Origin of the sequence: Halobacillus seohaensis (assembly GCF_042663045.1) — a bacterium.
Taxonomy (GTDB): Bacteria; Bacillota; Bacilli; order Bacillales; family Halobacillaceae; genus Halobacillus_A; species Halobacillus_A seohaensis.
Map to the genome: position 1 here is coordinate 12,759 of NZ_JBHSZV010000022.1, position 15,154 is coordinate 27,912.

Annotated in this window: 10 protein-coding genes and 1 pseudogene; 9 read left to right on the forward strand and 2 right to left on the reverse strand. The window is 39.1% G+C overall.

Going from position 1 to position 15,154, the window contains the following annotated elements:
• Window positions 1–75: 75 nt before the first annotated feature.
• Entirely contained in the window at window positions 76–981 is a 906-nt protein-coding gene (locus ACFQIC_RS09240) for an acetamidase/formamidase family protein (protein ID WP_204708955.1), read from the forward strand.
• Between the two features lie 51 nt (window positions 982–1,032).
• Here the strand turns inward: ACFQIC_RS09240 and ACFQIC_RS09245 are convergent, their stop codons facing one another.
• Window positions 1,033–2,400 (reverse strand): TrkH family potassium uptake protein, encoded by a 1,368-nt coding sequence (locus ACFQIC_RS09245; protein ID WP_204708954.1) that lies wholly within the window; start codon window positions 2,398–2,400, stop codon window positions 1,033–1,035.
• Between the two features lie 382 nt (window positions 2,401–2,782).
• Here ACFQIC_RS09245 and ACFQIC_RS09250 point away from each other — a divergent pair.
• Both ACFQIC_RS09250 and ACFQIC_RS09255 read left to right on the forward strand, forming a co-directional pair.
• Window positions 2,783–3,123 (forward strand): annotated as a pseudogene (locus ACFQIC_RS09250) (transposase); the annotation flags it as partial.
• A 606-nt stretch (window positions 3,124–3,729) separates the two neighbouring features.
• Complete coding sequence (locus ACFQIC_RS09255; protein WP_204708953.1) at window positions 3,730–4,911, forward strand: cation:proton antiporter; 1,182 nt, start codon at window positions 3,730–3,732, stop codon at window positions 4,909–4,911.
• A gap of 1,399 nt (window positions 4,912–6,310) precedes the next feature.
• Here ACFQIC_RS09255 and ACFQIC_RS09260 read toward each other — a convergent pair.
• The gene (locus tag ACFQIC_RS09260; RefSeq protein ID WP_204708952.1) at window positions 6,311–7,243 is read right to left on the reverse strand and encodes an LCP family glycopolymer transferase; all 933 of its coding nucleotides are present in this window, start codon (window positions 7,241–7,243) and stop codon (window positions 6,311–6,313) included.
• Between the two features lie 161 nt (window positions 7,244–7,404).
• Between ACFQIC_RS09260 and ACFQIC_RS09265 the strand changes: the two genes are divergently transcribed.
• The 6 genes from ACFQIC_RS09265 to ACFQIC_RS09290 all read left to right on the forward strand — a co-directional run bounded on the left by ACFQIC_RS09265 (window position 7,405) and on the right by ACFQIC_RS09290 (window position 15,152).
• The gene (locus tag ACFQIC_RS09265) at window positions 7,405–7,782 is read left to right on the forward strand and encodes a hypothetical protein (RefSeq protein ID WP_204708951.1); all 378 of its coding nucleotides are present in this window, start codon (window positions 7,405–7,407) and stop codon (window positions 7,780–7,782) included.
• An 83-nt stretch (window positions 7,783–7,865) separates the two neighbouring features.
• Entirely contained in the window at window positions 7,866–10,004 is a 2,139-nt protein-coding gene (locus ACFQIC_RS09270) for a type IA DNA topoisomerase (RefSeq protein WP_204708950.1), read from the forward strand.
• A 756-nt stretch (window positions 10,005–10,760) separates the two neighbouring features.
• Window positions 10,761–11,579, forward strand: coding sequence for a pyruvate, water dikinase regulatory protein (locus ACFQIC_RS09275; protein WP_204708949.1), 819 nt, complete (start codon window positions 10,761–10,763; stop codon window positions 11,577–11,579).
• Window positions 11,576–14,251 carry a pyruvate, phosphate dikinase gene (ppdK, locus tag ACFQIC_RS09280; protein WP_204708948.1) on the forward strand — a complete coding sequence of 892 codons (2,676 nt, stop codon included), beginning with the start codon at window positions 11,576–11,578 and terminating at the stop codon, window positions 14,249–14,251. The genes ACFQIC_RS09275 and ppdK overlap by 4 nt, the downstream gene beginning before the upstream one ends.
• Window positions 14,252–14,418: 167 nt before the next feature.
• A complete protein-coding gene (locus tag ACFQIC_RS09285; RefSeq protein WP_390217057.1) occupies window positions 14,419–14,589 on the forward strand; it encodes a beta-galactosidase trimerization domain-containing protein in 171 nt (56 codons plus the stop codon).
• Between the two features lie 35 nt (window positions 14,590–14,624).
• Entirely contained in the window at window positions 14,625–15,152 is a 528-nt protein-coding gene (locus tag ACFQIC_RS09290; protein ID WP_204708947.1) for a beta-galactosidase trimerization domain-containing protein, read from the forward strand.
• The last annotated feature ends 2 nt before the right edge of the window (window positions 15,153–15,154 follow it).

Genomic DNA, 15,154 nt, shown 5'->3' on the forward strand with positions numbered 1-15,154 from the left:
TAAATGGTCGCTAACGCTTTTTTTATTACAATTTATAATATTCTGTTAAAGTATAAATAAAAGGAGAGAGATTATATGACACAAACCATTTCAAGGGATACATTTGTCTATGCAATGAGCCAAGAACATAAGCCTTCATTGAGAGTATCAACAGGAGAATCAATTAAGATTGAAACATCGGACTGTTTCAATGATCAAATTAAGTCTGAAGACACTCCTTTTAATCGTGTGGACTGGGAGCGGATTAATCCTGCAACGGGTCCAATTTATATTGAAAATGCACAACCTGGAGATATTTTAAAAGTAAACATTGAACATATTGAATTAGGTGACCTTGGTGTGATGGCAACAGGTCCAAACCTTGGTGTGATGGGTCATCGTATTAATGAGTTTCAAGTGAAGATGGTGGAAATTAAAGATAATCAAGCTGTATTTAACGATCAAGTCTCTCTCCCTGTTCATCCGATGATTGGTGTAATAGGAGTAGCACCTGAGAAAGGGGCCGTTTCATGCGGTACACCCGGTGCTCATGGAGGAAATATGGATACAAAGTTAGTAACTACTGGTGCCTCCTTATATTTCCCAGTTTTTCACGAGGGGGGACTTTTTGCATTAGGAGATTTGCATGCTGCCATGGGAGATGGTGAGGTTGGTGTTACTGGGATCGAAATTCCGGCTGAAGTAACTGTATCCTTTGACATAATTAAAGGACAAAAAATTCAGTATCCTTTTTTGGAGAATGATGAGGGGATCGCTTCATTAGTTTCCAAGGAAACCCTTGATGAAGCAGCGGATTTTTCTGTTGAGCATATGATCGATATATTAATGCCTCAAACGGATTTATCGCTAGCTGAATTTACAATGTTAATGAGTGCAGCAGGAGAAGTGCAAGTGAGTCAGATTGTTGATCCCTTAAAAACCGCTCGCTTTTTTGTCCCAAGGAGAGTTTTAAATGCTTGTGGAATCCATTTATTTAAATAGAAAAAAATTCACCCCCATCTTTCATTTAATAATAAGGTGGGGGTGAATTTATTATCCAATAATCATCGGTTCTGTAGGATAACGATAATTCTCTGTTACCCCTTTCCCTCTTAAAATAAATAAGAAGGCAAAGATCCCAATTCTTCCGATAAACATAAGCGTGATAATAATAGCTTTCCCTGTCGAGTGAAGATCTGGAGTGATCCCTGTGGAGAGACCCGTTGTTCCAAAAGCAGAAGAGGCTTCAAATATAATCTCAATCAGTTTAAACTGAGGTTCAAAAACACTGAGTAAAATAACTCCAAAACCAACAATAACAATGGCTGTATTGATAACTATAAAAGATCGGAAAATATCTTCTTGAGCGATTTCTCTTCTGAAAATTCGTACATGGCTTTTTCCTCGTGCATAAGCAAATACACTTAGAAGACTTATCGCAAATGTTGTTGTTCGAATTCCCCCACCCACACTACTAGGTGAAGCACCGATAAACATAAGCACACAAATAACTAATAATGTAGGAGAAGTAAATTCACTTATATCCATTGTAGCAAGCCCGCCATTCCTCGTCGTCACAGACTGAAATAAACTAAAAAATAGAGATTCATGCCATGCTTTACCCGCAAAAAAATGCGTACGGTCAAACAAGTAAATAAGAATTGCGCCAACCACAACTAAAGCACCAAATGTCACAGAGGTTAACTTCGTAAATAATGAGAAAGAATAAAAGTCCTCATGACGATGAGTGATGTAATCTTTAATTTCTATCAGTACGGGAAAACCAATAGCTCCCAGTGTTAAAAGTAGAATATTAATAAATTGAACAAAATAATCATTTGAAAACATCTCAAGTGAATTACCTGTGATATCGAAACCCGCATTAGTAGTAGCACTAACAGAAGCGAAAAGTCCTTGAACAAAAGCTTCACCTATCGTTGGGAAGTATTGTATGAAATACGTACCAAGAATAAGAGCTCCAATAAGTTCGATAATTAAAATGATGATTAAGATTTGCCGAACGATCGTAACTAATCCAGAAAAAGTCGATCTGTTTTGGTCTGTTTTAATTAATTCACGTCTTCTTAAACCGATTTTTTTTCCTAGAACAAGCCAAATGAACGTTCCTAGCGACATGACTCCGATGCCACCAAACTGAAGAATAAACATAAGTACAAAATAGCCGGTTGTATTAAAAGTATCTGCTGTTGAGACAACGGTTAAACCTGTGACGCTTACTGCACTGACGGCTGTAAACAGGCTATCAATGAAGCTTAAATGCACTCCTTCTTGATGGAGGAAGGGGAGACTAATCAGTATCACTGATGCGGCTACTGCTGACAAGTAAAACAATACAATGATTTGAAAAGGTGTTAAATGATCGACGAAGTGTTTTTTATAAATAGGATAAGAACCAAACATACGTGTATTCTCCTTTACTAAGCCAACTATAATAGGATTCTATTCTTATAGAAAGGAATTGTAAAGCACCTTTAGAATTGTGTGGTATCTGGTACCACACAAAGGGATAGGGTGGCTTTGAAACAACTCGCTTTCCTGCGGGGGAATGGGCGAGCTTCCTCAGGCTTCGCCTTGCGGGATCTCGCCTAGCTCCTTCTCCCGCGGGAGTTTCGTCGTTACAAAGCCACCCTTTCGACATGGAAATGAACGAACCCCTGGCATAGGAGAATGGGTCTTACCTATGCTATAGGTTAAAGCTTCACCTGGATAGGTTATACTTAGACGGACATAATCGATAAGGTCATATAAACTTGATTCAATAAACGCTGGAGGAGAATCAATTATGGGCAAAAGAGAAAGAAGAATATTTTCAAAAGAATTTAAAGAACAAATTGTTCAGTTGCATGCTTCAGGTAAACCAAGAGTTGAGATTATCAAAGAATACGAGCTGACGCCATCTGCCTTTGATAAATGGGTGCGACAACATCAGTCAACTGGGTCTTTTGAAGAGAAAGACAATAGAACTCCAGAGCAAGAGGAATTAATTAAACTTCGCCAAGTAAATCAAAGATTAACGATGGAGAATGATATTTTAAAGCAAGCGGCGCTGATTATGGGACGAAAGTAGATGTGATTCGAAATAACAGTCATAAATACTCGGTAACAGCAATGTGTGCCGTCCTGCTTGTGTGGTACCTGGTACCACACAATTGGCCGTTAGATAAGGTTGTAAAAAATCGGGTGTGATAGCGTGATTATATGAAGTGTAGGAGCCTGGTGTGTATGCTTACCATCACCACATCTCCTTGTGAAGACCGTTTGAATTTATATTACACAGGATCTATTAATGGTAGAAGTGGATCATTTCAATGGCATTATTCACACAGCCCCCCTCCATAAAAAGGGTTCCGCTCCACTCTTCATAGTCATGGGGGATGGGAAACCATGAGACTCCTGCGGGAAAGGATAGACTGGCAAGACCCCGCAGAGCTTTTTAGCTCGAGGAGGCTTGCCGTCTTCCCCGCGGAAAGCGAGTGGTTTCCCATCCCCCATTCTCTGATGAAAAGCAACGGAACCGCCATTCAATCTGAGGCTTTATTTTACTGTTATTCTTGCGATGTCGGACGGAAGGGAATTTCGCTATCTTTGTCTTCCTGATTTGTAATCAGAACAGCTACGGAGAATAACTGTTGAAGGTGCTCAGCCAAATGTTTTAGATTCATGAGTGATTCCTCCTTCATTGTGGTATTTATAATCATAGCGTCAATTAGCTAGATGGAGGTGTGAAAGATGTCAGCCATACAAGCAATCGTACTCCTAATCATAGGATACACCGTATTCACATTGGATAAAAAGCAAGAAAACATTCCTGTACCTGTTGTATTACTATTGATCGGAATAGGTTTTTCCTATCTTCCTTTTTTCGACTCCGTATCAATTACAGAAGAATTAATCTATGATTACTTTTTACCCGCTTTATTATTTATATCAGCCTATCAATTTTCTCCTAAATCGTTAAGGAATCATGCAAAAATTATAGGATTTTTAAGCACGATTGGTTTAATATTAACAGCTCTTTTGTTAGGCCTCTTTATTTATATCGTAGGAGGAACGCTACTTTCTATTTCTTTTGTGGGGGCTCTCGTTATAGCGGCAATTTTAACTCCGACCGATCCTATTTCTGTTGTTTCTATTTTAAAAAAATCTTCTTCTGATCACGAAGTTGCGGATATTGTCGAAGGAGAGTCGATGATCAACGACGGTACAAGTATTGTTTGGTTTACTATGTTATCAACGATGCTTCTAAATGAAGAGCATTTTAAGTTCTTTCCATTCATTGGTGAATTCGTGTTTGTTTCTCTCGGTGGGGTCGTTATCGGCATACTTTTTGGTTGGGGTGTCAGCAAAGCGGTTCACATTACCCATCACCGTGAATATCAAGTAATGTTAAGTATTATATTGGCATATGGATCTTTTCATTTAGCAGAACATGTAGGTGTGTCTGGAATTCTTGCTACAGTAGCTTCGGGAATTATGCTTGCTTGGGAATTTGATCACACGAACAAAGCAGATCATTATCATGAATCACTATCGGGATTTTGGGATGTCGTTGAACCAACGATTTTATCCTTGGTGTTTTTAGTGATTGGAATAGAAGCAACTAAGCATTTAACGATCAACAATTGGTCATTTGCCCTTTTGATCTTTGTGGCTTCGTTAGTTGTCCGATTTATTGCGGTTGGAGGAACTATGCAGCTTTCCTCTGAATTTCGTGGGAAAATGAGTGCTAAGAAAGCAGGAATTATTACTTGGGCAGGAATTAAAGGAACAATGAGCGTTGTTCTTTTACTTAACTTGCATGCAGAATCAGGTGGACAAGCAAGCCAAATTCTTTCGATATCGTTCGCTGTAGTGATTTTATCTATCGTTATTCAAAGTATAGGTGTATACCCTTTATCTAAACGATTATAAATAAAAACAAAACGCTTGGAGTAATATTAACGGGTTCAGTTTTCGAGTACAAAACATGATATAACAAGGAATATCGGTATTTAACATATAAATTAGCATACAAAATCACACCACAAATAACATAGTGACAATAGCTATAGTCAACGTGCTAAATACTATACTAATTATGGTGCAATTTGTAATGTTGATTTTGGTAAACCAAAAGGAATATTGAAACGACAATATTGTTGAAGACTTGAATTCGAGATGTTTGTGTGAATGTAGGGGCTGCGGGAAACGGCTCGCTTTCCATGGGGCGGGCGCTGAGCCTCCTCGGACTTCGTCCTGTGGGGTCTCAGCTGTCCCGCACATCCCATAGGAGTCTCGCCGTTTCCCTCCGCCCTTTACCATATAAGTGTCTCGATACCCCTTCAAGAAAAGGCAGCCATTCCTAAGTTTGCATGCAAATCTTGATAGCGGGCGGTCCTATTAAATCCTTGATATAGAGAGGTTCATTGCCATAGAACACGGATAGTGGAAGATAGTCCTTCTGGGAAAGGGATTCGTTTCTAACACATCGAAGCGGGTGGCTTGGGAAGCTCCCCGTTTCCTAGCCACCCATCCTTTGCTTTTAATGAACGGCCCTATTGCCATGAGTCGTCTTCTGTGTTCGCTTCACCATATGGAACAAGTGTGCAGTTGCAAACTCCCATCTATGAATAGCCTACAATTTGAAGAACCAGTTACTGAGGTTTCCGTCTGCCTCACAATGGCAAGGAGGTCCGGGAAATCGCGAGACTCCACTTTTAAAAGCGGAGGCGCCTTGGTCAGCGGCGTATGGACTGGACTGAGCTGTCGGAGATAAAGGAAACACGAAGAACATCGTGATTCGATGTTGACTTATCGTACAGAAGCGAGGGAAGTCTCACTAGCCGCTAGGCGCTGGAGCTGGATAACGCCCGATAGGATTGATGAACTAGATTTAGCCTTCGTCTTTAAAAGGCGTAAGAGCTGGGATGAACATGATCGGTGAGATCCCGCAGGGCGATAGCCCGAGGAAGCTCGCCACATGCCCATGGAAAGCGAGTGATTTCCCGGACCTCCAAACGCTTTCAACCATAACGGAAACAACATCTCTCGAAGCTGAGTCTTCAAGTAAATTACTTGAAGAAGAAAATATAAAGAAAAACGCTTGGATATTAAAATATCCAAGCGTTTTGTTTTTTATATGTTGTTGTTAAATAAAAGAACACTTCATCTGCTAAGAAAGCAAAACGTTCGAAATAGGATTAGACAGGCACAAAAACATACAGGCATTTTAAATTAAGGAAAGTCCGTTGAAATAAATCCGAATTTATACCATGATATATTGTGTTTACTACACCGAAACAAAACTACTTATCATGAGGAAGGGCTTTTACTACGAACCAAAATTAACGATCATGTTATGTGTCTTTTCGATCTCGCTGTTCGACATTTCAATTAAGTACATCCCAGAACTTGTCTTGCTGCTACCAGACATTTGGTAGGTAGTTGCCTCTTTACGAGCTCCACTGTAATTAGCAGCCAATCGTCTCATGTCACTGAATTCCATATTAGTGCTTACGTTATCGCCTAATACATCCATAACCTCTCCAACCTGGTTTACCATATTCAAGCTGGCCCCTTTATCCATCACCCCTTGAATGACTTCTCTCTGTCTTTCATTACGTCCTAGGTCCCCTTGAGGATCTGCTTTTCTCATACGAACAAACGCAAGGGCTTCCTGTCCGGTCAGTTTAACTTGTCCTTCTGGAAATTGATAGCCATCATAATGAAAAGCAAGACTGTTATTTACGGTAATTCCATTAACAGAATCAACAAGTTGGGATAAACCTTCCATATTCACCCTAGTAAAATAATCAATCTCAATATTTAAGAAATTCTCGACGGTGTCAACCGCCATATTACTTCCACCATAAGCATACGAGTGATTGATTCTAGTAACCCGGCCATCACCAATGATTTTAGCCTCTGTATCTCTAGGGATACTGACCATTTGCATTTTTTCATTATTGGCATCAAGTGTCATTACAATCATAGTATCGGAACGTCCTTGATCATTCTCGCGTTCATCCACCCCAAGTAATAAAATATTAAGAGGGTCCTTATTATCCATTTTCTTTTTTGTAACGGTAGTGTCAATAGATTCTATATCTTCGTGAAGCTCATTATTGACCGTACTCCTCACATCCATAAATATATAGCCAGCATAGGTGCCGATACCCAAGAGTAAGAGTCCAAAAATGAGAAGAAAGATTTTTAATCCTCGCTTCCTTTTACCTTTAGTTTTTCGCCTATTCTTACGTCTCATCATATCCACCTCTATAAAATTAAATATCAATTACTTAATCTATTATACTGTGACTGGTGTAAATTGTAAAAGAATTTTCTGTAAATTAGTAACGGTAAACTAGTTGCTCAACCCGTATGGTAAAATATGAACTAGTTTAATAGAAAGCAGGGTGTTTTATAATGGGAGAAGTAATTCTGCTATTAGCTGACGTTGTTAACTTTTTTCATGAATTAATATGGGGAATATCACGGGGGCTAGGGTTGAATTTTACAGATAAACAACTTCACTTTTGGGTGATTGGAATTTTGGGGATTATTGGACTAATATTCATCGATATAATATTTCATATGTTGGCGAAATGGAGCATTACTTCTATTTCATTTTTATTTACGTTTGCGATGGTGCTTGTGTTTGTTTTTGCAGTAGAGATTCAACAGAGAATTACGGGAGCAGGAAATATGGAATTTGCTGATGCTGCATACAGTGTACTTGGTTTTCTAGCTTTTTGTGTAGTGTATTTAATGGTGAAAGGGGTTACGAAGTGGATTCGTCGATAAAATTTTAAGTTTCCCTTAATCATTTAGATACCATAATCATGCTGGTGAAAAGTGGATCCCGATAAAAAATAGGAGGTACCAAGATGACAACCGTGATTTTAGCAGAAAAACCAAGCCAGGCTAAAGCTTATGCCGCGGCCTTTAAACATACGAAAAACAAAGATGGCTATATTGAAGTGCAAGATGATCGTTTCTTCTCGAAAGCTTTCATCACCTATGGATTTGGTCATTTAACGCAGTTAGTGGAGCCCAGACATTATAAAGAAGAGTGGAAAAAATGGAGCCTTGAAACTCTCCCTATTCTACCGAAAGAGTATCATTTTGAAGTTCCAAAAGATAAAAAGAAACAATTCACTATTGTTCAAAACCTCCTCAAACAAGCTAGTGAAATTATTGTGGCGACCGACCCGGATCGAGAAGGAGAAAACATCGCTCGTAGCATTATTCAATTGGCAGGGCAAAGTCAAAAGCCGACCAAAAGGCTATGGATCAACTCCTTAGAAGTGGGAGCGATTCAAGAAGGGTTTCGCCATTTAAAAGAAGGAAACGAGTATCTATCGCTATATAAAGAAGCGCAAACCCGACAGATAGGCGATTGGCTTGTAGGCATGAACGGATCTCGCCTCTACAGCCTCTTGCTCCAGAAACAAGGGATACGGGATTCCTTTAGTATTGGCCGAGTTCAAACGCCCACCCTCTACATGATTTATCAGCGGAAACAAGAGATTGAACAATTTCAACCTACTCCATTTTTTGAATTATTTGCTGATGTAGAAGTTAAGGAAGGGGTATTTCAGGCAAAGTATGAGCAGCGATTCTCGAAAAAAGAGGATGGGCAAGCATTAATGATCCAACATGATATAAAAGAAGAAAATGAAGCTGCTATTAAAAAAGTAGACAAGAAGAAAAAGAAAACGGGTTCTCCCAAGTTACATAGCCTTTCCTCGTTGCAAACCAAAGCCAATAGGACATGGGGAGATAGTCCAAGTGATGTGCTGAAAACCATGCAATCCCTCTATGAAAAGAAAATTCTATCTTACCCAAGAACAGACACGCAACATATCACGGAAAATGAGTTTTCTTATCTCACGAAGCACTTACAAGACTACCAAAAGCTAGCCCATGTATCGTTTGACCCTACCTATACGAAACCTCGGAAAAAATATGTGGATCGTTCAAAAGTCCAAGAGCATTATGCGATCATTCCGACGAAAAAAATCCCAACCGTTCAGGAACTTCAAAGTTTAACGGGGAGAGAAAGACGGATGTACTTTGAAATCCTATTCACCACGTTAGCTATGTTTCATGATGATTACCACTACGAAGAAACAAAGGTAGAGGTTGATATTAACGGTGTAATTTTTAAAGCCACGGGAAAAGTAGAAATTGAAAAAGGGTGGAGACGTCTCTTTCAGAAAGAGAAAAAAGATTCCCAAGAAGAAATGCCAAAGCTTCCTTTGATTCAAGAAGGAGAAAAGGGTAGAGCTCACATTAATCTAAAAGAAGGGGAGACGAAACCTCCCAAACCTTATACAGAAGGTCAGCTGATTACCATGATGAAAACCGCAGGAAAAGCATTAGATGATGAAGAAGCGCAAGCCACATTAAAAGAAACTGAAGGAATTGGTACGGAAGCGACGCGAGCTAACATTATCGACACCCTGAAATATCAAAAGTACATCGACGTGAGAAAGAATCAAGTCAATGTAACGTCTAAAGGGGAAATGATCTGTCAGGTAGTAGCTAAAACATTATTATCAAGTCCGGAAATGACTGCTAAATGGGAACAATTCCTCGAAAAGATTGGAAAGGGCAGTGCACAACAACAAGGCTTCTTAGATAATATTGAAAAATTTGTGCTTCATTTAATAGAAAAAGCTCCAAAAGAAATGACAAATCATGATTTCACTTCATCAATTGAGCAGACTCAGAAGGAAGAACATGTTGCTTCTTGTCCCTCTTGTAACAAGGGCTCTTTGATCGACAAGGGAAAATTTTATGGCTGTAATCGATACAAAGAAGGATGCAAACAAACCTTGCCTAAAACGTTTCTTAAAAAGAAGATCAGTCCAACTAATATAAAGAAACTAGCCCAAGGGAAAAAAACAGGCCTGATCAAAGCGATGAAAGGAAAATCTAATAAACCTTTTGACGCTTATTTGAAATTGAATCAAGGTCAAATTGAGTTGGAATTCAAGAATAAAAGTTCGAATCCGAAGTAAGGAGTATTTGACTTAAATAAAAGATGCAAAGAGCCTCTTATGAGGGTAACAGGTTCCGTTCGTTTCCTATCACAAACAAAAAACGTAATGTAAAGTGGCCATCAATTTGTATGTTAATTAGATGGTCTTTTTTTGGCGGTATGATAGGATTTATGACTTAACTAAAGGAACAGTATTGTTGAAATGGTTCCGGTGGTAAAGACAAAGGAATAGGGCGGAGGAAAAGTCTCGCTTTCCGTGGGTATACGGTGAGCCTCAACGCTTCGCTGTGTCCACTTTAAACCATGTTCATCCGACTTTATGATAATAAGAAAAATCTCAGTTCACAGAACTGAGATTTTTCTTATTTGTTAACAACCAAAAGGATGGCGGTGATTTTGGACATCACCATAAATAAAAAAACTATCCCAAGGCTTTTTAATTCAAATTTGATGGGGGGATGCAATTTTCTGAAATATTTAAAAAAACCTAACAAAAAGGATTGTATGTAATCATTATTGATGATATTATACTATTCAAATAAATTGTATAACACATTTAATAATTTTTGTGTTTTAGTATGACATAATCTATTAGATAAACACATTTTGAGGAGGGGATGAAAAAAGTTGAGCTACTAGCTCGCTCGTTTTTACATAGATTCCCTGTTTGTTTCAAGTAAAGGGGAGTATGGATGATGAAGACCAACGATGATTAAATGAAGACTTGCTAAACGATTTCAAACGTACACGAAGCCAAAAGAATAGGAGCTCGGATGTGACTAATAAGGAAATTGTCTATGTAGTTTCTGACTCGGTGGGTGAAACAGCTGAGTTAATGGTAAAAGCAGTGACCAGTCAATTTAATGGGGGAAATGTTGAAATCCAGCATATTTCCTATGTTGAAGATATTCAGGATATTAAAAATATCATTAATATCGCAAAGTATAGTCATTCCATCATTGCCTATACGATCGTCATTCCATCCTTAAAGCAATATCTGGATCAGAAGGCACGAGAAGAAGGAATTATTGCCGTCGATTTAATGAATCCACTGATGGAAGCCTTCACTCAAAAATTTAATAAAGACCCCAAGCATCAACCAGGGTTAATGAGAAGAATGGATGATAACTATTTTCGAAGAGTTGAAGCTATTGAGTTCGCCGTGAAATATGATGATGGACAGGATATGCGAGGGATTCAACATGCCGATATTGTATTAATAGGGGTTTCTAGAACATCAAAGACACCGCTTTCAATGTATTTAGCCCATCAAAAGTTTAAGGTAGCCAATATACCTTTGGTACCAGAAGTTCCTCCTCCTGATGAACTTTTTGATATTCCAAGAAATAAATGTGTTGGTTTAATGATTACGCCAAATAAATTGAATGACATTCGTAAGGAACGGTTGAAAAGTTTAGGTTTACTAACCGAAGCGAATTATGCAAACTTTAATCGCATTCTTGAAGAATTAGATTATTCGGAAAAAATCATGAAACGAATAGGCTGTCCGGTCATTAATGTTTCAAATAAAGCAGTAGAAGAGACAGCCGATTTAATATTAGCAATGTTGAAAAAGAGAGGAGTTCAATTATGAGTAATCAATTTGTCTATAGGTTTGATCAGGGAAAAAACGCAAAAAAGGAACTTCTAGGTGGAAAGGGTGCGAACCTTGCAGAAATGACCCGCATTGGTTTGCCCGTTCCTTATGGTTTTACTATTTCAACAGAGGCTTGTAATTCATATTATAATGCAGGGGAATCTATTTCGAAAGAAGTTGAATACGAGGTGTTAGAAGCTCTTCAAACACTTGAAGAAAAAACAGGAAAACAACTTGGAAATCCATCAAACCCACTGCTTGTTTCCGTTCGTTCCGGTGCTGTTCATTCGATGCCAGGAATGATGGATACTGTTTTAAATCTTGGAATGAATAAGGAGACGGTAGAAGGGATGGCAATGCTGACAAACAACCCGCGTTTTGCCTATGACTCGTACCGTAGATTTATTCAAATGTTCAGTAATGTGGTCCTACATGTGGATGATTTTTATTTTGAGCAATTTTTAGAAGAAATCAGAGAAGAAAAAGGATATGCTTCCGATCCTGAAATGTCTGCAGAAGATTGGCAAGAAGTCATTCAAGGATACAAAGGGATAGTGAAGAAGCATGCTAAAATGAATTTTCCTGAGAACCCAAAAGAGCAATTATTCCTTTCCATCCGTGCTGTTTTTGATTCTTGGAATAACCAACGGGCTAAGGTATACCGACGTCTTCATAAAATTCCGGGTCATCTTGGAACAGCCGTGAACATTCAAAGCATGGTCTTTGGCAATATGAGTAATGATTCTGGTACGGGTGTAGCCTTTACACGGAATCCATCCACAGGGGAAGCTAAACTTTATGGTGAATATTTGATCAATGCTCAAGGGGAGGACGTTGTGGCAGGGACTCGTACCCCTCAACCCATCGCAACCCTCCAAGACGAAATGCCAGATGTCTATCAGCAGTTTGTAGAGACTTGTCTCCTTCTTGAAAAACATTATCAGGACATGCAGGACATTGAGTTTACGGTAGAGCGCGGGGAATTATTTATTCTGCAAACCCGGACCGGGAAACGAACAGCTCAAGCAGCCATTAGAATAGCCGTTGAATTAGCAGAAGAAAAAATTATTAATAAGAAAGAAGCGATACTACGTGTAGAGCCCGATCAGCTTAACCAGCTTCTTCATCATCGAATTGATGATTCCTATGAACGGAAAAGGTTAACTAAAGGTCTACCTGCCTCTCCTGGAGCAGCTACAGGACAAGTTATATTTGATGCAGATGAAGCAGAAAGATTAGCGAAAGATGGGAAAAAGGTTATTCTTGTTCGTCCAGAAACAACCCCTGATGATATTCATGGAATCGTTGCTGCACAAGCAACGGTCACTAGCCGTGGGGGAATGACTAGTCATGCAGCTGTAGTTGCAAGAGGAATGGGAAAAGCTTGTATATGTGGCTGTGAATCACTGACTATTGATTTAAAATTAAAGCAGTTCAAAGTAGGGGATACGATCGTATACCAAGGGGACATTATTACGATTGATGGTTCAACGGGTGAAATCATGTTAGGTGAGACTCCGATGATCGAGCCCAAGCTTTCGAATGAGTTTCAATTGTTGCTTACATGGGCAGATGAACAGAGAAAGCTTGGTGTAAGAGCCAATGCGGACAACCCAGAGGATGCCAAAAAATCACTTGAGTTTGGAGCGGGTGGCATCGGGTTATGTCGTACAGAACATATGTTTATGGATGCCCATCGAATCCCCATTGTTCAGGAAATGATACTTGCTGAAACATATGAGGAGCGAGAAGAGGCTCTGACTAAACTATTACCTATGCAACAAGAGGATTTTGAAGGAATCTTTGAAGCGATGCAGGGAAATCCTGTAACGATTCGCTTATTAGACCCCCCACTTCACGAGTTTTTGCCGGATAAGGAAGAACTGCTCGTTGAAGTGACAAAGCTTCAGATGACAGATCCAAATTCTCAGACATTAAAGGATAAGGAGCAACTTTTAAGAAAAGTCCGCCAATTAGATGAATCTAACCCTATGCTTGGGCATCGTGGCTGCCGATTGGGAATGATTTATCCTGAAATTTATGTCATGCAGGCGAAAGCCATCTTTTATGCAATTACAAAAGTAACGGAAAAAGGCATAAACGTAAAACCAGAAATTATGATTCCTTTAGTTGGCCATGTCAATGAGTTAAAGGAAATGCGTCAATTGGTTATCAATGCTGGGGTACAAGTGAAGGAAGAAACCGGACAAGAATACAATTACCTTATTGGTACGATGATTGAAGTTCCACGAGCAGCGATAACAGCTGATCAAATTGCTCAGGAGGCAGACTTTTTCTCCTTTGGAACTAATGATTTAACTCAAACCACTTTCGGATATAGTCGTGATGATGCAGAGGGAAAATTCCTTCAAAACTATATCGAAAACAAAGTTCTACCAGAAAATCCATTTGCTTCTCTTGACCAAGAGGGTGTAGGGAAACTTGTAGAAACTGGTGTGAAACTCGGGAGAGAAACAAAGAAAGATTTGAAAACAGGCATTTGCGGAGAGCATGGAGGAGATAAAGATTCAATCCAATTCTGTCATGATGTAGGGCTGGATTATGTAAGCTGTTCCCCCTACCGCGTCCCGCTTGCACGACTTGCAGCTGCTCAAGCTTGTATTAAAAATGAACAAAAACAAAGTATAAGTGATCCTCTACCTATATAAGATCTCTGGTAAAGTAAATCACACTCATTTTAGCAAGAGTACATAAATTTATGTGCTCTTGCTATTTGATGTGTTCAAACCATCTTTATTTACTGAGATTAGTAAGTATGAGCGGCTCTTAAAAGAACCGATTGAATCAGATATAGCTGCTGTATGATTACGAAAACATATGGTCATGGCGTGCACAGGTCCAGAGTAAAGCTTTTAATTTTAGTAAAGAGTTGTTGAGATTATACGAACCTTTTTATAAGTTAAACTCTCGTATTGACGTTGTTCCGACTGATCGTGATTTGTCCGCATATAAAGTAGTTCTTGTTCCTGTTGCAATTAATGGATGATATTTTGGCGGAAAAGTTAGAGAATTTTGCGCACAATGGGGACAGTTATTTTTTCTTTCCGTGCAGGTGTGAAGGACTCAGATAATAATGTGCGATTAGGTGAAATTCTCCCCGGTCCAGTTCGTTCAATGATCGGTGCACGCGTCGACGAAATAGAGTCTCTTACCAAAGAGCATAAATTGAAAGGAAACGGCGAGTTTGCTAATGTATCAGCAGAAATTTCCGTCTGGAGAGACTTACTCATTGCTGAAGAAGCAGAAGTACTATATCAATATTCAGATCAGTTTTATGATCAGTATGCAGCAGTAACTAGGAATTATTTTGGTAAAGGGACCGTGTTCTATATTGGAGGTGGCTTAAATAAAGAGCCTCTCGAGATCATGGCCAAGTCTATAGTAGAATCGAATAACATCCAATATGTGCAGTCACCTGATCAAGTAGAAGTGTACCAACGAGAAATCGATGATGAAACGTATGAATTTGTCATGAATCACAGTGATGAATTAAAGAGTTACCAAGGGGAAGAGTTAAAAGCCTTTGAAAGTAAAATTATAAAGAAGTAGTC